At 68.1% G+C, this 19,808-nt stretch carries 19 protein-coding genes and 1 pseudogene; 13 read left to right on the top strand and 7 right to left on the bottom strand.

Features of this window, described 5'->3' with window-relative positions; genetic code table 11:
- Positions 1–59 precede the first annotated feature (59 nt).
- The 3 genes from ACJQWL_RS02360 to metH all read left to right on the top strand — a co-directional run bounded on the left by ACJQWL_RS02360 (position 60) and on the right by metH (position 5,082).
- Positions 60–989 (top strand): ArsR/SmtB family transcription factor, encoded by a 930-nt coding sequence (locus ACJQWL_RS02360; RefSeq protein ID WP_330967658.1) that lies wholly within the window; start codon positions 60–62, stop codon positions 987–989.
- A 171-nt stretch (positions 990–1,160) separates the two neighbouring features.
- Positions 1,161–2,234, top strand: a complete 1,074-nt coding sequence (locus ACJQWL_RS02365; protein ID WP_330967659.1) for a homocysteine S-methyltransferase family protein — start codon at positions 1,161–1,163, stop codon at positions 2,232–2,234.
- A gap of 88 nt (positions 2,235–2,322) precedes the next feature.
- Entirely contained in the window at positions 2,323–5,082 is a 2,760-nt protein-coding gene (gene metH / locus ACJQWL_RS02370; protein ID WP_330967660.1) for a methionine synthase, read from the top strand.
- Between the two features lie 36 nt (positions 5,083–5,118).
- Here the strand turns inward: metH and ACJQWL_RS02375 are convergent, their stop codons facing one another.
- The 6 genes from ACJQWL_RS02375 to ACJQWL_RS02400 form a co-directional block, all read right to left on the bottom strand.
- Positions 5,119–5,724: a DUF2058 domain-containing protein gene (locus ACJQWL_RS02375; RefSeq protein ID WP_330967661.1), complete on the bottom strand. Its 606-nt coding sequence runs from the start codon at positions 5,722–5,724 to the stop codon at positions 5,119–5,121.
- Between the two features lie 4 nt (positions 5,725–5,728).
- Positions 5,729–5,974: a SlyX family protein gene (locus ACJQWL_RS02380; protein ID WP_330967662.1), complete on the bottom strand. Its 246-nt coding sequence runs from the start codon at positions 5,972–5,974 to the stop codon at positions 5,729–5,731.
- Positions 5,975–5,976: 2 nt separating this feature from the next.
- Entirely contained in the window at positions 5,977–7,320 is a 1,344-nt protein-coding gene (locus ACJQWL_RS02385; RefSeq protein ID WP_330967663.1) for a UDP-glucose dehydrogenase family protein, read from the bottom strand.
- 40 nt (positions 7,321–7,360) lie between these two features.
- A complete protein-coding gene (locus ACJQWL_RS02390; protein ID WP_330967664.1) occupies positions 7,361–8,161 on the bottom strand; it encodes an FKBP-type peptidyl-prolyl cis-trans isomerase in 801 nt (266 codons plus the stop codon).
- A gap of 134 nt (positions 8,162–8,295) precedes the next feature.
- Complete coding sequence (locus ACJQWL_RS02395) at positions 8,296–9,234, bottom strand: FKBP-type peptidyl-prolyl cis-trans isomerase (RefSeq protein WP_330967665.1); 939 nt, start codon at positions 9,232–9,234, stop codon at positions 8,296–8,298.
- Between the two features lie 132 nt (positions 9,235–9,366).
- Positions 9,367–9,933, bottom strand: a complete 567-nt coding sequence (locus tag ACJQWL_RS02400) for a glutathione peroxidase (RefSeq protein WP_330967666.1) — start codon at positions 9,931–9,933, stop codon at positions 9,367–9,369.
- A 192-nt stretch (positions 9,934–10,125) separates the two neighbouring features.
- Here ACJQWL_RS02400 and ACJQWL_RS02405 point away from each other — a divergent pair, with 192 nt between their 5' ends.
- From ACJQWL_RS02405 to ACJQWL_RS02425, 5 genes are all read left to right on the top strand, one after another.
- On the top strand, positions 10,126–10,461 hold the full coding sequence (locus ACJQWL_RS02405; RefSeq protein WP_330967667.1) for a hypothetical protein: 336 nt from the start codon (positions 10,126–10,128) through the stop codon (positions 10,459–10,461).
- 3 nt (positions 10,462–10,464) lie between these two features.
- Positions 10,465–10,839 (top strand): GntR family transcriptional regulator, encoded by a 375-nt coding sequence (locus tag ACJQWL_RS02410; RefSeq protein ID WP_330967668.1) that lies wholly within the window; start codon positions 10,465–10,467, stop codon positions 10,837–10,839.
- Positions 10,836–11,729 carry an ABC transporter ATP-binding protein gene (locus ACJQWL_RS02415; protein ID WP_330967669.1) on the top strand — a complete coding sequence of 298 codons (894 nt, stop codon included), beginning with the start codon at positions 10,836–10,838 and terminating at the stop codon, positions 11,727–11,729. The genes ACJQWL_RS02410 and ACJQWL_RS02415 overlap by 4 nt, the downstream gene beginning before the upstream one ends.
- Entirely contained in the window at positions 11,726–12,793 is a 1,068-nt protein-coding gene (locus tag ACJQWL_RS02420; protein ID WP_411300683.1) for a hypothetical protein, read from the top strand. Before ACJQWL_RS02415 ends, ACJQWL_RS02420 begins: the two co-directional genes overlap by 4 nt.
- A 136-nt stretch (positions 12,794–12,929) precedes the next feature.
- Entirely contained in the window at positions 12,930–13,769 is an 840-nt protein-coding gene (locus ACJQWL_RS02425) for a YggN family protein (protein ID WP_330967671.1), read from the top strand.
- 4 nt (positions 13,770–13,773) lie between these two features.
- Here the strand turns inward: ACJQWL_RS02425 and ACJQWL_RS02430 are convergent, their stop codons facing one another.
- Positions 13,774–15,171: a class II fumarate hydratase gene (locus tag ACJQWL_RS02430; RefSeq protein WP_330967672.1), complete on the bottom strand. Its 1,398-nt coding sequence runs from the start codon at positions 15,169–15,171 to the stop codon at positions 13,774–13,776.
- A gap of 147 nt (positions 15,172–15,318) precedes the next feature.
- Between ACJQWL_RS02430 and purB the strand changes: the two genes are divergently transcribed.
- The 5 genes and pseudogenes from purB (at position 15,319) to ACJQWL_RS02455 (ending at position 19,718) form a co-directional block, all read left to right on the top strand.
- A complete protein-coding gene (gene purB / locus ACJQWL_RS02435; protein WP_330967673.1) occupies positions 15,319–16,692 on the top strand; it encodes an adenylosuccinate lyase in 1,374 nt (457 codons plus the stop codon).
- A gap of 29 nt (positions 16,693–16,721) precedes the next feature.
- Positions 16,722–17,102: a VOC family protein gene (locus ACJQWL_RS02440; protein ID WP_330967674.1), complete on the top strand. Its 381-nt coding sequence runs from the start codon at positions 16,722–16,724 to the stop codon at positions 17,100–17,102.
- 17 nt (positions 17,103–17,119) lie between these two features.
- A complete protein-coding gene (locus ACJQWL_RS02445) occupies positions 17,120–17,518 on the top strand; it encodes a VOC family protein (RefSeq protein WP_330967675.1) in 399 nt (132 codons plus the stop codon).
- 101 nt (positions 17,519–17,619) lie between these two features.
- Positions 17,620–18,804, top strand: a pseudogene (locus ACJQWL_RS02450) (JmjC domain-containing protein); the annotation flags it as partial.
- Positions 18,805–18,806: 2 nt separating this feature from the next.
- Entirely contained in the window at positions 18,807–19,718 is a 912-nt protein-coding gene (locus tag ACJQWL_RS02455) for a GNAT family N-acetyltransferase (RefSeq protein WP_330967677.1), read from the top strand.
- Positions 19,719–19,808: the final 90 nt, after the last annotated feature.

A 19,808-nucleotide genomic window follows, 5' to 3' on the forward strand; every position in this document is an offset into this window, starting at 1 on the left:
GCGGGCAGCAGGCAGAGACTTATCGCTGTATCGCGATACGTCGATAAAGGCAGGACTGCATGGATCTGGAAGGCTGGTCGTCCCGGCTCAAGGTGTTCGCCGACGCCACCCGCGTGCGGCTGCTGGCCCTGCTCGAACACGAGGAGCTGACCGTGGCCGAGCTCTCGGCCATCACCCGGCTTGCCCAGCCGCGTGTCTCGACCCACCTGTCCAAGCTGAAGGAAGCCGGGCTGGTGCGGGACCGCCGTTCGGGCGTCTCGGCCTACTACCGGTTCGACGACGCCGCGCTCGACAACGCGCAACGTGCGCTGTGGCAGACCCTGCGCGAAGGCAGCGACGACCCCTTGCTGCGCCAGGACGCCGAGCGTGTCCCGGGTGTGCTGGCGATGCGCGCGGCCGACCAGAACTGGGCCGACTCGGTGGCCGGCGACATGGAACGCCATTATTCGCCCGGCCGCACATGGGAGGCCATGGCCCGGTCGGCGCTGCCACTGCTGGAGCCGGGCGACATGCTGGACATCGCGTCCGGTGACGGCGTGCTGGCGGAGCTGATGGCGCCACATTCCAACCGCTACGTCTGCCTGGACGCCAGCTCCAAGGTGGTGGCGGCGGCCACCGAGCGCCTGCGTCGCCTCCCCAACGTCGAAGTCCGCGAAGGCGACATGCATGCATTGCCTCTCGACGACGCCAGCTTCGACCTGGTGGCGCTGATGCATGCGCTCACCTATGCCGCGCACCCCGCCCAGGCCGTGGCCGAAGCCGCCCGCGTGTTGCGTCCCGGCGGCCGGATGCTGCTGACCAGCCTGGCCCGGCACGAGCATCGTGCGGTGGTCGAGTCCTTCGGCCACTTGAACCTGGGTTTCTCGGAGAAGGACCTGCGCCGTTTCGTGACCCGGGCGGGGCTGGACATCCTCAGCTGCGGCACCGTTACCCGCGAGCGCCGCCCCCCCCACTTCGAAGTCATCGCGCTGATCGGCAGGAAGCCATGAACGCAGCGGTCTGACGCACCCCGGACATGGGCGGGGCACACGACGCTCGCGAGTCGTTCCGGGGATGGCAGCCGCTGCCGTTGCATGCGGCGAACCGATTGACCGGAGTGACCGCCCGCGCTGCCCTTCCTCCACTTCAATCCGTGGCATTGCCCCCGGCAGGAGATCCAGATGCCCCCCCTCCCCTGGCACAGTAGGGATCGCGCCGAAGCCCTGCAACGTGCCCTTTGCGAGCGGATCCTGGTGATCGATGGCGCAATGGGAACGATGATCCAGCAGCACGGCCTGTCGGAGGCCGACTACCGTGGCGAGCGCTTCGCCGACGGGCATGACCGCCAGCAGCCCAGGGAACGCGCAGCCCTTGACCAGCGCGGCAACAACGACCTGCTCAGCCTGACCCGGCCGGAACTGATCTCCTGCATCCATGCCGAGTACCTGGCGGCCGGGGCGGACCTGGTGGAATCCAACACCTTCAACTCCACGTCCATCGCGATGGCCGACTACGGACTGCAGCACCTTGCGCGCGAACTCAACGAGGCCGGTGCCCGCCTCGCGCGGCAGGCCTGCGATGAAGCGACGTTGCGCGACCCTGCACGTCCGCGCTTCGCCATCGGCGTGCTGGGACCGACCAACCGGACCGCATCGCTGAGCCCCGACGTCAACCGTCCCGGATTCCGCGCCACCTCCTTCGACGAGCTGCGCGAGGCCTATCGGGACGCGACCCGGGGCCTGATCGAGGGCGGTGCGGACGTGGTGATGGTGGAGACCGTCTTCGACACCCTCAATGCGAAGGCCGCACTCTTCGCCATCGAGGAGGTATTCGACGTGCTCGGCGCTCGCCTGCCGGTCATGGTGTCAGGCACGATCACCGACGCCTCCGGCCGCACACTGTCGGGACAGACCGCCGAGGCCTTCTGGTTTTCAGTCCGCCATGCGGCGCCGCTGGCGATCGGCCTGAACTGCGCGCTCGGCGCGCGCGATCTGCGCCAGCACGTGGACGTGTTGTCGCAGATCGCCGACACCCATGTCAGCGCACACCCGAATGCGGGCCTCCCCAATGCATTCGGCGGCTACGACGAAACGCCCGAAGACATGGCCAGCGTCCTGCGCGAGTTCGCCGAATCCGGGCTGCTCAACCTCGTGGGCGGCTGTTGCGGCACTACGCCGGCGCATATCTCGGCGATTGCAGCAGCGATCGACGGCGTCCCGCCGCGCACGCTTCCACGCATGCCGGATGCCGCATGAGGTGCTGTCGCCGCGCCCCGCCCAGGGACACGTCTGGAAGGGCGGGTGTCCCGATGCACGATGAAGCCCGTCCCCGGGGACCTGCCGGGTGGGCGCCGTCGAAGTCGCAGCGCGGCGTTCAGCGAGAGGGGCCCCGGACCCGATGACCACCCTGCCCCGCCAGACCCGCCTGAGCGGCCTCGAGCCGCTGCAGATCACCCCCGAGTCGAACTTCATCAATGTCGGTGAGCGCACCAACGTCACCGGCAGCGCCAGGTTCCGCAAGCTGATCAAGGACGACCGACTTGACGAGGCCGTGGCCGTTGCGCGCCAGCAGGTGGAAGGCGGTGCGCAGGTGCTGGACGTCAACATGGACGAGGGCCTGCTGGATTCGGAAAAGGCGATGGTGGAATTCCTCAACCTGATCGCCGCCGAGCCCGACATCGCCCGCGTGCCGGTGATGGTGGACAGTTCCAAATGGAGCGTGATCGAAGCCGGGCTCAAGTGCCTGCAGGGCAAGGGCATCGTCAATTCGATCTCGCTCAAGGAAGGCGAGGCCGAATTCCTGCGCCAGGCGCGTCTCGTTCGCCGCTACGGCGCGGCCGTGGTGGTCATGGCCTTCGACGAGGACGGCCAGGCCGATACGGTGGAGCGAAAGGTAGACATCTGCTCGCGGGCGTACCACCTGCTGACCGGCACCATCGGCTTCCCCCCCGAGGACATCATCTTCGACCCCAACGTGTTCGCGATCGCCACCGGCATCGAGGAACACGACGGCTACGCGGTGGACTTCATCGAGGCGACCCGGCAACTGCGCGAGCGCTTCCCCTTCTGCCACGTCTCCGGCGGTGTCTCCAACGTCAGCTTTTCGTTCCGCGGCAACGAGGTGGTGCGCCAGGCGATCCACGTGGTGTTCCTGTTCCACGCCATCCGTGCGGGCATGGACATGGGCATCGTCAATGCCGGCGCGATGCCGCTGTACGACGACCTGGATCCCGACCTTCGCGAGCGGGTGGAGGACGTGGTGCTGAACCGCCGCCACGATGGCACCGAGCGGCTGCTGGAAGCCGCCGAGCGGTTCAAGGGCATCAAGGGCGAGCAGGCGGTCGAGGACCTGGCCTGGCGCGAGCGCCCCGTCCGCGAACGGCTGGCCCATTCGCTGGTGCACGGCATCGACCAGTACATCGAAGTCGACACCGAGGACGCGCGATTGGCGTCGGAGCGCCCGCTGGACGTCATCGAGGGCCCGCTCATGGAAGGCATGAACGTGGTGGGCGACCTGTTCGGTGCCGGCAAGATGTTCCTGCCGCAGGTGGTCAAGTCCGCCCGGGTGATGAAAAAGGCCGTGGCCCACCTGCTGCCGTTCATCGAAGCCGAGAAACTGCGCACCGGCGACACCGGGCGGTCCAAGGGCAAGATCGTGCTGGCCACCGTCAAGGGCGACGTCCACGACATCGGCAAGAACATCGTCGGCGTGGTGCTGGCCTGCAACAACTTCGACGTGATCGACCTCGGGGTGATGGTGCCCGCCCAGGCCATCCTGGACCGGGCGAAAGCCGAAGGCGCGGACCTGGTGGGCCTGTCGGGGCTGATCACGCCCTCGCTGGAGGAGATGAGCCACGTTGCGCGCGAGATGCAGCGGCAGGGGCTGGGCATGCCGTTGCTGATCGGCGGCGCCACCACGTCACGTGCCCATACCGCGTTGAAGATCCACCCGCACTACGCCTCGCCCACCGTCTGGGTGAAGGACGCCTCGCGCGCGGTGGGCGTCGCCCAGACCCTGCTGGGGGCGTCTTCGCGTGCGGCGTTCGTGGCCGCCAACGATGCGGACTATGCCGAGATCCGCGAGCGCCACCGCAACCGCGGCGACGGCAAGCGCCTGGTCCCGTTGGCGAAGGCGCGCGCACAACGGTTCGACGGGGGCTGGGATGCGTACGACCCGCCGGCACCGCGCTCGCCCGGGCTGCATGCCTTCGACGACGTGCCACTCGGGGAGTTGCTCGAGTACATCGACTGGACGCCGTTCTTCAGTACGTGGGAACTGGCGGGCCGCTACCCGGCCATCCTGGACGACGCCGTGGTGGGCGTGCAGGCGCGCGAGCTGCTCAACGATGCGCAGGCGATGCTCGCCAGGATCGTTTCGGAGAAGTGGCTGCAGGCCAGGGCGGTGTTCGGACTGTGGCCGGCCAACAGCGTCGGCGACGACGTCGAAGTCCAGCTGCAGCCCAGCGACCCGGGTCCCGCGCGATCGACGATGCTGCATTTCCTGCGCCAGCAGGTCGACAAGCCCGCCGAGCGCCCCGACTTCTGCCTGGCCGATTTCATCGCGCCCAGGTCCACGGGCAAGCAGGACTGGATCGGCGCGTTCGCGGTCACCGCGGGCCTCGGGATCGAAGAGCACGTCGCCCGGTTCGAAGCCGACCACGACGACTACAACGCCATCCTGCTCAAGTCACTGGCCGATCGCCTGGCCGAGGCGCAGGCAGAGTGGCTGCACGCCCGGGTACGCCGCGAGCACTGGGGCTATGCGTCCGACGAAGGCCTGGACAACGCCGCATTGATCGAAGAGTCCTACCGCGGCATCCGGCCGGCGCCGGGCTACCCGGCCTGTCCCGAGCACAGCGAGAAGTCGACGCTCTTCGCGATGCTCGATGCAGAACGCAACACGGGACTGGAACTGACCGAGAGCTTTGCGATGTATCCGGCGGCGGCGGTGTCGGGCTACTACTTCAGCCACCCTCGCAGCCAGTACTTCGTGGTCGGTCGGGTAACCAGGGAACAGGTCGCCGATTACGCCCGGCGCAAGGGCGTGGACCTGCTGCAGGCCGAACGCTGGCTGGCGTCCAACCTGGATTACGACCCCGAGTGAGCCACCCGGGCGCCGGGCACGTCCGTGGCGCCGCGATTACCAGACCAGGTCGTCGGGCACCTGGTAGCGGGGATCCGCGTAGGGGTCGTCGCCGGCGGGTGCATCCGGGTCGACCTTCAGCGCCACGCATTCCGGGAAGATGGCCTCGGCCTGGGCCAGCAGCCCCGCCGTCACCACCTTGTAGTGGCCGTTGAGCTGCAAAACGCCCAGTTCGCCGGCATTGAGCGCCTTCAGCTGGTCGGCCGTCACGTAGACGCGCTTGATCTTGCCGCCGTACTGGAAATGCCGGGCAATGTCGGCATCGGCGACGTTGAGCACGCCGTCCTTGACCATCGACTCGACCCTGGCGCGCCCCTCGCGCCGCTGGCGGGCGGCCTCCTGGCGCGCCTGTTCCGCCCGCACGCGCTCGTCCTTTTCCCTCTGCGCGCGGATCGCGTAGGCCTTCGCCAGGTCGATGTCCTCGCGGCTGCGCGGCTTTGCCGGGCCCCCGGTTGGCGTGCCCGGCGGCGCCGACTTGCGCGGGTTCGCCGCGCGGTCGCGCCTGGGCTTTCCACCGCGATTGGCCTTGTCGGCCGGACGCTCAGGCTTGGGGGCGGGCTTGAAGCCCAGCCCCAGCAGCTGGTTTCGGAGTGTGTCGGTCATCGGCTCAGTAGTGCGGGGGTGGGGGTTCGCTGGCCGGATCGGCCGACAGCGGATTGCTGGAAACGGCCAGCCGCAGCTGCCGTAACTCTTCCAGCGCACGATGCAGCGCCAGCGCGTTGCGGCCCTCCTCGTCGCGCGACTGGGCCAGGGCGTCGCTGAGCGCGGCGATCGCATGCTCCTGGAAGGACAGCCGGGTTTCCAGCTCGGTCAGGCGCGCCTCGAACGAGGCCTGCATTGCATCTATCGACATCACTACCGGCCCCTCGCGATTGATCGTCCGCGACCGATGCCGTAGTACGCCAGGCCCGCGTCTTCGACCTGGCCGGGGGGATACAGGTTTCGCCCGTCGAAGACCACGCGGTCACCCAGCAGTTTCCGCAATCGCCCGAAATCGGGGCTTCGGAACTGCTTCCATTCGGTGACGATCACCAGTGCATCGGCGCCTTCGGCGGCCTCGTACTCGGACTCGCACAGCACCAGTTCCTCGCGGCGCCCGTAGATGCGACGCACCTCGTCCATCGCCTCGGGATCGTACGCACGCACGTTCGCCCCTGCATCCCAGAGTTGCTCCAGCAGGCGGCGGCTGGAGGCTTCGCGCATGTCGTCGGTATTGGGCTTGAAGGCCAGGCCCCATACCGCAAACGTCTTGCCGGCCACTGGCCCCTCGTAATGCCGCTGCACCAGGTCGAACAGGTGGCCCTTCTGGCGATGGTTGACCGATTCCACGGCGGTCAGCAGCTCCGGCTCCACGCCGTGTGCCTGGGCGATCCTCGCCAGGGCCTGCACGTCCTTGGGGAAGCACGAGCCCCCATAACCGGCACCTGGATAGATGAAATGCCAGCCGATGCGCGGGTCCGAGCCGATGCCCAGGCGCACCATCTCCACGTCCGCCCCGACCTGCTCGGCAATGTTGGCGATCTCGTTCATGAAACTGATCTTGGTGGCAAGCATCGCGTTGGCCGCGTACTTGGTCAGCTCGGCCGAGCGCACGTCCATCACCACGAAACGATCGTGGTTGCGCACGAATGGCCCGTACAGGCGCCGCAACTGTTCGACCGCCCCTGGCTCCGATGAGCCGATGACGATGCGGTCCGGTCGCATGCAGTCATTGACTGCGTCGCCTTCCTTGAGGAACTCGGGGTTGGATACCACGTCGAATGCAATATCGACGCCGCGCGATTGAAGCTCGCCCGCGACGGCCTGGCGGACCTTGTCGGCCGTGCCCACTGGAACGGTCGACTTGTTGACGATGATGGCCGGGCGTTGCAGGTGCCGGCCGATCGTGCGCGCCACCTCCAGTACGTAGCGGAGATCCGCGCTGCCATCCTCGTCGGCCGGCGTTCCCACCGCGATGAACAGGATCTCGCTGGCGCCGATGCCTTCCGCGGCGTCGGTGGTGAACGCGATGCGGCCCGCGGCGAGGTTGCGGGCCAGCAACCCCTCCAGCCCCGGCTCGAAGATGGGCACCTCGCCCCGGCCCAGCCGCTCCACCTTGTCGGCATCGATGTCGACGCATACCACCGAATGCCCGACCTCTGCGAGGCACACGCCACTGACCAGGCCTACGTAGCCGGTGCCGAAAATCGTGGCAAGCATGTGTCAGTGAGCTCCCGGGGCCAGTCGTCGTGGCGACAGGTCAGTTGCCGCCACCCTTGACGATCTCCAGCAGCTCGACCTCGAAGACCAGCGTGGCGTTGGGTCCGATCGGACCGCCCGGGGTGCCGCGCTCGCCGTAACCGAGCTCGGAGGGAATCCAGAACTTGTACTTGCTGCCTACCGGCATCAGCGCGATGCCCTCCTGCCAGCCCGGCACCACCTGGGAGAGCGGGAAGGTCACCGGCTCGCCGCGCTCGTAGGAGTCGTCGAAGGAGGTGCCGTCCAGCAGCGTGCCCTTGTAGTGCACGCGCACGGTGTCGGTGGCGGTCGGCCGGGGGCCGTCACCTGCGGTCACGACGCTGTACTGCAGGCCCGAGGCGGTCGTTTCCACGCCCGGCTTCTTGGCGTTGGCGGCGAGGAAGGCCGCACCCTCCTCGGTGTTCTTCTTGGCCTTGGCCATCATGTCGGCGATTTGCTTGGCCTGCATCTTCTGGCCGAAGGTCTCGCCGACCTGCTTGGCCTGCTCCTCGGTCATGAGCGGCTTCTCGCCGGCGACGATGGTCTGCATGGCCTTGTGCAGCACGTCCAGGTCGATCTCGTCCTTCACCGGCTCCAGCGACTTGGCCATCTCCATGCCGATCATGTAGCTGACCTGCGCCTTTTCGCCTTCAAGCCCGGTGATCTTCAAGGTGTCGGCGGCCTCAGCGTCCGCAGCCGCTTCGGCCTTGGTTGCGTCTGCATCGGCGGGCGTCTCGGCACCATCGGGCTTGCAAGCCGCCAGCGCCAGGGTCAGGGAGCCCACGGCAAGGGCGGTGGCGGTCGAACGGAAGAATGGGGACATCGAATGACTCCGGGGATCGGGGGTTTCCGACCGGCACGCGCCGGTCGGCTTGGGGGCATCACCGCCTGGCGGCGACAGCGGTCGGCGAAGGTGTCACGGGTCGGCTGAGTGCCGACCCAACCACGCACGTGCGGTCAGAGGATTGCTTGCAGCTCCACGTCGAAGACCAGGGTCGCGTCGGGGCCGATCGGACCGCCCGGCGTGCCGCGCGGTCCGTAGGCCAGCTCGCCCGGGATCCAGAACCGGTACTTCGCGCCTACCGGCATCAGGCCGACACCCTCGGTCCACCCGGGGATGACCTGGCTCAGGCCGAACTCGGCCGGCTGGCCACGATCATAGGAACTGTCGAACACGGTGCCGTCCAGCAGGGTGCCGTGGTAATGCACGCGGACGCGGTCGGTCGGGCGCGGCATCGCACCCGACCCTTGGCGCAGCACCATGTACTGGAGGCCCGAGCCGGTGGTGATGACGCCCTTGACCTGCTTGTTCCTGGCCAGGAACGCCTCGCCTTCGGCACGGTTGGCCTCGGACGCGGCCTGCGCCTTCTGCGCCATGCCCGCCTGCAGGCGGGTCGAGAACGACTCGCGCACCGCGTTGAGCTCGGCTTCCTCCATCAACAACGGGGTATCCGCCAACACCGCGCGCACTGCCTGCAGCACCACCGGCATGTCCAGCTCGTCCTTGATCGGGGCCAGCGACCGACCCACGTTGCCACCGATGAGGTAACCCACATGGGCGGTGTCCACGTCCGGCACCTTGGCATCGGCAGGCAGCCGGCCGGCGCGCGACTCGACACGCTGCATCAGGGCCTGCGAGGTCGCCTGTGCGTCCTGCTCCGAGAGCAAGGGCTCGCCGCCCTCGAATGCACGGTCCAGCGCGCGACCGAACGCGGCCACGTCCAGGTCGGGGCCCGCCGGGCCGATCGACCGCCCGACGTCATAGCCCACCATGTAACTGGCCTTCTCGCGATCGGTGGTCAAGACGGTCTTCTCCTGGGCAATGGCGGCGGTGCCCAGCAGCGCCGCGGCGGCAGTGGTCAACAACACGGCCGCGCCGCGTACGAAAGCCTTCATCCGGTCCTGCTCCTGTGGGTTTTTTGAGGGGGGGCTTGCGGGCGACGCCTGTAGCCGGTGGCCGGCAGAGGGCCGGCGAGCCGCTCATTGTCGCGGCGACCGCGCCGGCGGGCAAACGCCGGTGTCGGGAACTCAGCGCGATGGGCGCGGTGCCGCCAGCGAGCGCTCGATCGCGGCGACCATCTCCTCGTCGTCAGGCACGGTCCTGCTTCCGTAGCTGGCAACCAGGCGACCGTCGCGGCCGACCAGGTACTTGTGGAAATTCCACTTCGGTGACTCGCCTGCCGCCCTGGCAAGTCCGGCATACAGGCCCGAGGCCCGTGGACCGATCACGTGAGACTTCTCGAACATCGGGAACTTGACGCCATAGGTCAGCGTGCAGAACTCGCGGATGTCGTCCTCGTCCTCGAACTCCTGCTCCTTGAAATCCCCTGAGGGGAAGCCGAGCACCGCGAACCCGCGGCCCTGGTACTTGGCATGCAGCGCCTCCAGGCCTTCGAACTGGGGGGTGAACCCGCACTTGCTGGCGGTGTTCACCACCAGCACGACATCACCCGCGTACTGCGCCTGCAGGTCAACCGGCTGCTTGCCCGCCAGCGGGCGGAAGCTGTGCCCGTCCAGCAGCCCATCTGCAGCCAGCGCCGTTCCGGACAGGATCGCGAGGGCGACCAGCGCCCCGGCTGCCAGTGCGCGGGACATCCTGCAGCGGCCCGATCGGGGCCGGGATGAGGCGGGGAGCATGGGTGCAGGCGTCATGGGACCGGGTCCGGAAGGGTGGCGGGCCAGTATGACTTTAGTTGGGTTACGGAGTTCCCCTCGGGAGTTGACATGCCCAAAACTGGTGTTATAGTCACCTACAACACCGGTCTACCAATGAGCAGGACAGCCCCCATGAACCGAAAGCTGCAGAACACGATCTCGGCCCTCATGACCAGCGGAGCACTGCTGGTCCTGGGGCTGGTGGCATCGAGCCAGGCGATGCCGCTGATGCCCAGCCCAAGCTACGGCGCCGCCCTCCCAATGTTGCCGGAGACCGCTGGGCTTGATGCCCTCCCCGGCTCACCCGCCCTGGAACACCTGGGCACCGCCGCCGCTCTGGCGTCGGCCCTGGAGCCGACCACCGGTGTCGCCAACGGCGATGCCCTGGTCGAACGCCCTACACGTACACCGTCCCGTCGCCGCCAGGCGCTGGCCATGCCTTATTTTTCCTTTGCACCGCGGGGTTGACCCATGACCGCCATCCAGTGGAGCGACGGCGCTCCCATCTATCGCCAGCTCAAGGAACGCGTCGTCGCCATGATGCTCGACGGCGTACTCAAGCCCGGCGACGCCCTGCCTTCGGTACGGCAGGTTGCCGCCGAGTACCAGCTGAATCCCATCACCGTCTCGCGCGCCTACCAGGAGTTGGCGGACGAGGCCCTTGTCGAAAAACGTAGGGGACTGGGCATGTATGTCACAGAAGAGGCCGCACGGAAGCTGCTCCTGAACGAGCGCGAGCGCTTCCTTACCGAAGAGTGGCCCCTGGTGCTTGAACGCATCATGCGGCTGGGGTTGAGCATGGATGAACTGTTGAAGGCCGATCCGGCCACCGGGGGTACGCGATGAACGCCTTGCTTGATACCCAGACCACCACCGCACCCGTCGTCGTCAGCGCTCGCCGCCTGCGCAAGCAGTACAAGAACAAGCTTGCCCTGGACGACACTGCCTTCGAGATCCCGGCAGGGCGCATCGTCGGCCTGATAGGTCCCAACGGCGCCGGCAAGACTACCGCACTCAAGGCCATCCTCGGCCTGATTCCGTTCGAGGGCGAGCTCAGTGTGCTGGGCCGCGACCCGCGCACCGAGCGCGACGAACTGATGCGCGATGTGTGTTTCATCGCCGACGTGGCGGTACTGCCACGCTGGATGAAGGTACGCGAAGCGATCGAGTTCGTGTCCGGCGTCCACCCGCGCTTCGACCGGGCCCGCTGCGAACGCTTCCTGGCCGGCACGCAGCTCAAGCCCGGCATGCGGGTGCGCGAAATGTCCAAGGGCATGATCGTGCAGCTGCACCTGGCGCTGGTGATGGCGATCGACGCCAGGTTCCTGGTGCTGGACGAGCCGACGTTGGGCCTGGACATCCTCTACCGCAAGCAGTTCTACCAGCGCCTGCTGGAGGACTACTTCGATGATGGAAAGACCATCCTGGTCACCACCCACCAGGTCGAGGAGATCGAACACATCCTCACCGACGTGATGTTCATCCAGGACGGAAAGATCGTCCTTGATACCGGGATGGATACCCTGGGCGATCGCTTCAGCGAGGTGCTGGTCGACCCGGACCATCTCGAAGCCGCCCGTGCGCTCAAGCCGCTGGACGAGCGCGCCCTGCCCTTCGGCAAGACCGTGATGCTGTTCGACGGCGTGCCGCAATCCCAACTGGCCGCACTGGGCGAGACCCGCACGCCTGGCCTGGCCGACCTGTTCGTCGCCACCATGAAGGGGACCTACGCATGAACGCCATCGACGCACGCATCGAAGGTGGCAACCCGGCCGCGCCCCGCGCGGTTGCACCCGCCACCCACCCCACCCACAAGTTCCAGCTGCTGCTCAAGCGCGAGTACTGGGAGCACAAGGGCGGCTTCCTCTGGGCACCGCTGGTGGCCGGCGGGATATCCCTGCTGCTGACCCTGATGGCGATCGTGCTGGGCCTGATCGCGGCCCGTCGCGCCATCGCCGATGGCGACATGGAGATCGACGGTATCCAGGTCAACGGCCTTGACATCGGCCAACTCACCCAGCGCATGAGCGCCGAGGACATGGCGGAGATGGCCCAGGGACTGGACCTGACGTTGCTGCTGAGCTCGTCCTGGCCGTTCATCGTGCTGGCCTTCGTGGTGTTCTTCTACTGCCTGGGCGCGCTCTACGACGAGCGCAAGGACCGCAGCGTGCTGTTCTGGAAGTCGCTGCCGCTCTCGGATACGCAGACCGTCCTGTCGAAAGTCGTGAGCGCGGCGGTGGTCGCCCCGCTGATCGCAGTCGGCGCCGCCATCGCGACGATGTTCGTTTTCATGCTGATGATCAGCGCGGTGGTGATGCTGCACGGTGGCAACCCGATGGAACTGATCTGGGGCCCGGCCAACCCGCTGACGATCGTCGGAGGCCATCTCGCCTGGATCCCCGTGTACGCACTCTGGGCCCTGCCCACCATCGGCTGGCTGCTGCTGTGCTCGGCATGGGCGCGAAGCAAGCCCTTCCTCTGGGCGATCATGGTTCCGCTGTTTGCCGGCATCTTCGTCAGCTGGTTCGACCTGATGGAACTGTTCAACCTCGACAGCTCGTGGTTCTGGGCCAACGCGGTGGGCCGCCTGCTGCTGGGCACCTTCCCCGCGATCGACATGGCTTACCGCAGCGGGTTCGGCGAGAACGGTGGCGAGGGCCTGGAAAACATCACCCGGGAGCTGTCGGCCGCCAGCCAACTGCAGACCCTCGCCATGCCGGAACTGTGGATCGGTGCCCTGGTGGGCGCGGCAATGATCTTCGGCGCGATCCGCCTGCGCCGGTGGCGCGACGAGGGGTGAGCCCAGCGTGTGCAGGCCATCGGCCTGCACACCGGCCACGGCACGGCCAGGGATGGCCGCGCCGCTTGCCCGCACCCACCGTACTGCACCCCCACACCCGCACCGCCGCACATCCCCCCTCACGACGGGAACTCTCATGACCACCGCACCGCGTATCGCCATCCTGGCCTGTATGGCCATCCTCCCGGCCCTGGCCGCCTGCAGCGCAGATGCACCACCCGCATCCGCCCCGGACGCCACCGCCGTCGAACAGCCGCGCACCGCCTTGGGCCGCACCGTAGCCAACGCCCTGGAAGAAGCGCGCTTGGAAATGGCCAACGAGAACATCAGCATCAGCGGCGACATGGATATCCGCTACGGTTCCGCGAGCCTGAATCGCGACCAGGCACGCGACGCTGACGGAAATCCGCTGCCCAAGGCCGAGATCAGCCCGCAGGGTGACCTGCTGATCGATGGCAAGACCGTGGCCATCAACCCCGACCAGCGCGAGCTGCTGCTGGACTACCGCGGCCACCTCATGGATGTGATCGGCGCCGGCATGACCCTTGGCGCCAAGGGCGCGGACCTGGGCATGCAAGCTGCCGGCGGGGCGCTCAAGAGCATCTTCACCGGCGAGATGGACGAGTTCGAGAAGCGGATCGAAGCCGAGGCCGAAGCAATCGAGGCCGAAGCGCTGAAGCTGTGCGATCGATTGCCGGCCATGCTCGACAGCCAGCAGGCGCTGGCGGCATCGCTCCCCGAATTCCGCCCCTACGCCACCTTGACCGGGGCGGACGTCAACGACTGTCGCAGCGACTCGGGCGACCGGACGGTGAAACAGGCGGAAACCCGCCACGAGATCCGCACCGAGATACGCGAGGGGATCCGCGCCGGCATCCGCGGCGCAACCGGGGCCGCCGTGAACGGGGCGCCCGCCGACGAACACAGTTCCAGCAGCGCGTCCGCGGCCGAAGAGGCCGAGGCCGCGGGGCGCTGAGCCTTCAGTCGGTGTTCGACTGGATCCCGCCGCGCGTGAGCGCCGCGGGGTCCAGTAGTTTTTCCAGCGTGCGGCGGTCCAACCCGCTGTCTTCCAGTGCTACCTCCAGCACCGGCCGCTGCTCGGCATAGGCCCGCTTGGCAATCGCCGCCGCCTTCTCGTACCCGATCACCGGATTCAACGCGGTCACCAGGATCGGATTGCGCGACAGCGCCTCCCCCAGGCGCCCGCGCCGCGCGGTCATGCCGGCGATGGTCCGGTCGGCCAGCAGCCGCGCGCTGGCCGCCATCAGCCCGATCGAGTCCAACAGGTTGGCCGCCACCAGCGGCAACATCACGTTGAGCTGGAAATTGCCGCTCTGCCCCGCGACGGTGATCGCCACGTGGTGACCCATCACCTGGGCGCACGCCATGGCTACCGCCTCGGGCACCACCGGGTTGACCTTGCCGGGCATGATCGAACTGCCGGGTTGCAGGGCGGGCAACTCCACCTCGCCCAGGCCTGCCAGCGGCCCTGAATTCATCCAGCGCAGGTCGTTGGCGATCTTCATCAATGCCACCGCCAGCGCATTCAACTGGCCGGAGAGCTCGACCGCGTCATCCTGGCTGGCAATGCCCTCGAACAGGTTCCCGGCCGACACGAAGCGGGTACCGGACCGGCGCGAGAGGCCCCGGACCACGGCCTTGGCAAATCGCGGGTCGGCGTTGATGCCGGTGCCGATGGCCGTCCCGCCGATCGGCAGGCGCTTCATCCGTCCCAGCGCATCGTCCAGCCGTGCCTCGGCCGAGGCCAGCTGGGCCGCCCAGGTACGCAGCTCCTGGCCCAGGGTCAGCGGCATCGCGTCCATGAGGTGGGTGCGGCCCGTCTTGACCACCTTGTCCCAGCCGCGGGCCTTCTTCTCTATGGTCCTGCACAGGTGGCGCAACGCCGGCTTCAGTTCCTCGACCACCGCGAGCGTGGCGCCCACCCGGATCGCGGTGGGGACGACGTCGTTGGAGCTCTGGCCCAGGTTGACGTGGTCGTTGGGGTGCACGCGCCTGCGCGCGCCAGAGGCCAGCGCCGCGATGACCTCGTTGGCGTTCATGTTGCTGGACGTGCCCGACCCGGTCTGGAAGACATCCACCGGAAACTGGCCGTCCTGCTCTCCCCGGGCAACCGCATCGGCCGCGCGCGCGATCGCCGCGGCGATCGCTTCCGGCAACAGGCCCAGCGCGCCATTGGCATCGGCTGCAGCGGCCTTGACCAGCCCCAGCGCCCGGATGAACCCGCGCGGCATCGGCCGGCCGGACATCGGAAAATTATCGATCGCACGCTGCGTCTGCGCGCCCCACAGCGCGTCCGAGGGCACGTGCAGCTCGCCCATGCTGTCGTGCTCGATGCGGGTTCCGGTTCTGTTCGCCATGGCTGGCCTCCTTGGTGCCCGCGAGGATAGTCGGTTGGTCCCACCCCGCCCGTGAGGCGCGCGTGCGGTTGCACCGCGGCCGCGCCGTGGTCGAAGACCCGGTCGGCGCCTGTAGAATTGACGCCCCCTCGCCTGCCCGGCCCCTCCATGTCCGCCGTCGAAACCCAGCTGCTTGCCCTGTCCCCGCTCGATGGCCGTTACGCCGGCAAGGTCGACGCCCTGCGTCCGATCTTTTCCGAGTACGGGCTTATCCGGGCCCGGGTCAAGGTTGAGGTCGAATGGCTCCTCGCGCTGGCGGCCGAGCCGGGGATAGTCGAACTCAGGCCCTTCAGCGACAACGTTACCCGGCGGCTGCGCGCGCTCGCCGACGATCTTTCGGTCGAGGACGCCGCGCGGGTCAAGGAGATCGAGGCCACTACCAACCATGACGTCAAGGCGGTGGAATACCTGATCAAGGAACGGCTCAAGGACGACGCCGAACTGGGCCCGGCGCTGGAGTTCGTGCACTTCGCCTGCACCTCCGAGGACATCAACAACCTCAGCTACGCGCTGATGCTCAGCCAGGCGCGCCAGGACGTGCTGCTGCCCAGGCTCGACGCGCTCATACAGAAGCTGCGCGGCATGGCGCATGAGCACGCCGCCCTGCCGATGCTCTCGCGCACGCATGGCCAGACCGCCTCCCCCACCACCGTCGGCAAGGAGATCGCGAACGTCGTCGCGCGACTGCAGCGCCAGGGCGAGACCCTTGCCGCCGCGCCCATGCCCGGCAAGATCAACGGCGCCGTCGGCAACTTCAACGCGCACCTGGCGGCCTACCCGGAGATTGACTGGCCGGCGCTCTCCCAGCGCTTCGTCCACTCCCTGGGCCTCAACTGGCAGCCCTACACCACCCAGATCGAGCCGCATGACGGCATCGCCGAGCTGTGTGATGCGCAGCGCCGCATCGATACGGTCTGCATCGACCTGTGCCGGGACGTGTGGGGCTATATCTCGCTGGGCTACTTCAAGCAGGCGGTGAAGGCCGGCGAAGTCGGCAGTTCGACCATGCCGCACAAGGTCAACCCGATCGACTTCGAGAATGCCGAAGGCAACTTCGGCATCGCCAACGCACTGTTCGAGCACTTCGCCGCCAAGCTGCCCATCAGCCGCTGGCAGCGCGACCTCACCGACTCCACGGTGCTGCGTGCACTGGGGACTGCGTTCGGCCATGCCCTGATCGGGTTCGACGCCCTGCTGCGGGGGCTGGACAAGATCAGTGCCAACCCCGAGCGGCTGGCCGACGACCTCGACGGTGCCTGGGAGGTACTGGCCGAGGCCGTGCAGACGGTGATGCGCCGGCACGGCCTGCCCAATCCCTACGAGCAACTCAAGGCGCTCACGCGTGGCCAGGGCATCACCGAAGCCTCGATGCGCGGGTTCATCGAGGGGCTGGGCCTGCCCGAGGACGACAAGCAGCGCCTGCTGGCGATGACGCCGGGCAGCTACACCGGCCTTGCCGAGCGCATGGCCCGCGACATCTGACCGACCGGGACAGCAGGAGTCGCCGACGCATGAACCTCAACCAGGTCACCCTGCCATCCCACGACGTCCCCGCCTGCATTGCGTTCTACCGCCTGATGGGATTCACCCTCATCGTCGATTCGTCGCCGCGCTATGCCCGCTTCGAGTGCCCCGAAGGCGATGCGACGTTCTCCCTGCACCATGTCGACGACGGTCCGTCGGACAGTGGCGTGCTGGTCTACTTCGAATGCGATGACCTCGACACCCGGGTCGCCGACCTGTGCGCCAAGGGCATCGCGTTCGAGCAGATGCCGGCGGACCAGGGCTGGCTGTGGCGCGAGGCACGCCTGCGCGACCCGTCCGGCAACCGGCTATGCCTGTTCCATGCCGGGGGCAACCGCCGCCATCCGCCCTGGCGCGTCGCGGCCTGACTCCACTGGACGAACGCATGCACCTGCTGGTGAACATCGATGTGCCCGACCTGGCCACGGCCGAGGCGTTCTATACCCGGGCCTTCGACCTCCGGGTGTCGCGGCGCTTCGGTACCGCTGGACTTGAGCTGCTGGGCGCCAATGCACCGATCTACCTGCTGGAGAAGCCGGCGGGCAGCGCGGGCGCCGGGGCCAGTCCCAGAAACTACACGCGCCACTGGACGCCGCTGCACTGCGACGTGGTGGTTGATGACCTGGACGCGGCAGTGGCCCGGGCGATGGATGCCGGGGCCTCGGCCGAAGGACCGGTGAGGGAGCATGCCTGGGGGCGCATCGCGCAGCTCGCCGACCCGTTCGGCCACGGCTGGTGCCTGCTGCAGTTCCTCGGCCGCGGATACGACGAGATCGCCACATGACACCGACACGACGCGCCGGTCCGGACACGACCACCACCCGCAAGCGCGCCAAGGGCGCGTTACCGATCGAAGTCGATGGCGCCGGCCTGCCCCCGCTGGGTATGGCGCCGGCCGATTTCCTGCGCGACTACTGGCAGAAGCGGCCGCTGCTCATCCGCAACGCCTTCCCCGGTTTCGAGTCGCCCCTGCAGCCCGAGGATTTGGCCGGCCTGGCCTGCGAAGAGGCCGCCTTGTCCCGGATCGTCGCCCGCGAGCCCGCCGAGCGCCCGGGCGGCGCGGATCGCTGGCTGTTGCGCAACGGGCCGTTTCCCGAGGAACTCTTCCCCACCCTGCCCCGGCATGACTGGACCCTGCTGGTGCAGGACGTGGACAAGTGGGATGCAGATGTCGCGCAGGTGCTGGACGCGTTCGATTTCCTGCCGCGCTGGCGGATCGACGACGTGATGGTGTCCTTCGCCGCCCCGGGTGGCTCGGTCGGCGCCCACGTCGACCAGTACGACGTCTTCCTGCTGCAGGCGCTGGGACACAGGCGCTGGCAGGTCGATGCCTCGGACAATCCCTCGCTGGAGTTCCGCGACGATGCCGAACTCAGACTGCTCCGGCAGTTCCAGCCCGACCACGACTGGGTCTTGGGGCCGGGCGACATGCTGTACCTGCCGCCGGGCGTGCCACACCACGGCGTCGCCCAGGACGCGTGCCTGACATTTTCCATCGGTATGCGTGCGCCCTCGGCCGCCGAGTTGCTCGGCGATTTCGTCGACACGCTGGCCGCCGACGCCGATGACACCGCGCGCTACCACGACCCGGACCTGGCACCCGCCGCCGATCCGGCCGAAATCGATGCCGCCGCCATGGACCGCGTGGTCGCCGCGCTCAACGCGCTGCGCATGAACGACCCGGACCGGCTCGGCGACTGGTTCGGCCGCTTCATCACCCTCTATCGCAGCGCGGGCCAGGTGCAGACGCCACCGGAGTCGCGCTCGCGCATCGAGATCGAATGGGACCTGGCCAACGGCGCCCGGCTGCTGCGCCACCCGTTCTCGCGCATGGCCTGGCGCAAGGCCCACGCCCGCGGCACACCGGCGCGGCTCTTCGTCAGCGGTGCCAGCCATGCACTTTCCGCCCGTGACGCCGGCCGCATCGCCAATGCCGACGCGATCGACGGCAACCTTTACGCTGCACTGTCCGACGCCGGCCGCGACACCGTGCAGGCCCTGCTGCAGGATGGCCACTACCTGCTGCAGGTTTCCGTCGACGAAATGGAAGAAGGACTGGGGGACGAGGACTGATGACCGCCACTGACGAAAACCGCTTCCGGGTCGAGACGGTCGAGTACGAGCCGGCGCTGCCCGAACTGCGGGTGGTCCGCGAAACCGTGTTCGTGCACGAGCAGCAGGTCCCGCTTGACCTGGAGTGGGATGCGCTCGACCCGCGCTGCGTCCACGTGCTGGCGCGGGACGCCGCCGGCAACCCCATCGGTACCGGCCGGCTGACGCCCGAACGCAAGATCGGCCGCATGGCGGTGATTGCCGGCTGGCGCGGCCGCGGCGTCGGTGATGCGCTTCTGGCGGCCCTGCTGGAGGCGGCGCGCGGGCACGGGTGGCGCGAAGTGTCGTTGAACGCCCAGGTCTCCGCGCTCGACTTCTATGCCCGCCACGGTTTCCTGCCGCAGGGCGAGCGTTTCGACGAAGCAGGCATCGAGCACCAGTCCATGCGCCTGCTGCTGGATTCGCCCAACCCGGTGGAATTTCGCGAGGCGGCGATTGCCGCCAGCATCGGCGTGATCGCCGGCGCCCGGCGATACCTCCACATCTACACCCGCGAGCTGGACCCCGGGCTGCTCGATGCCCCGGGCGTGCTGGCCGCGCTGCGCCGGCTTGCCACGCGTGGCGGCGAGACCCAGATCCTGCTGCACGACGCGGCCAATCCCCAGCGCCGCGGCGCGCCGCTGATCGCACTGGGGCAGCGCCTGCCCAGCGCATTCGCCTTCCGCGTGATCGAGGAGCCGGTCGACCTGGAGTATCCCTCCGCCTACATGGTCAACGACGCGGGCGGGTATCTGTTCCGCCCGCTGGGCCACCGCTCGGACGGCGAGACCCGGTTGGATGCACCGGGCCGTGCCCGGCAGCTGCGTTCGACGTTCGACGAGCCTTGGCAACGCGCCCGCCCGTGCAGCGAGTTCCGCGCGCTGGGGATCTGAGGCCGCGTCTGAACCGAGGGCAACCGGCGGCGATCGCAACACCGGGTCGCAGGCACGTCCCGGTTGGCCGGAGCCCCCCTGCCTGACGCT

It is taken from the genome of Novilysobacter viscosus, from assembly GCF_046600715.1.
Taxonomy (GTDB): Bacteria; Pseudomonadota; Gammaproteobacteria; order Xanthomonadales; family Xanthomonadaceae; genus Lysobacter_C; species Lysobacter_C viscosus.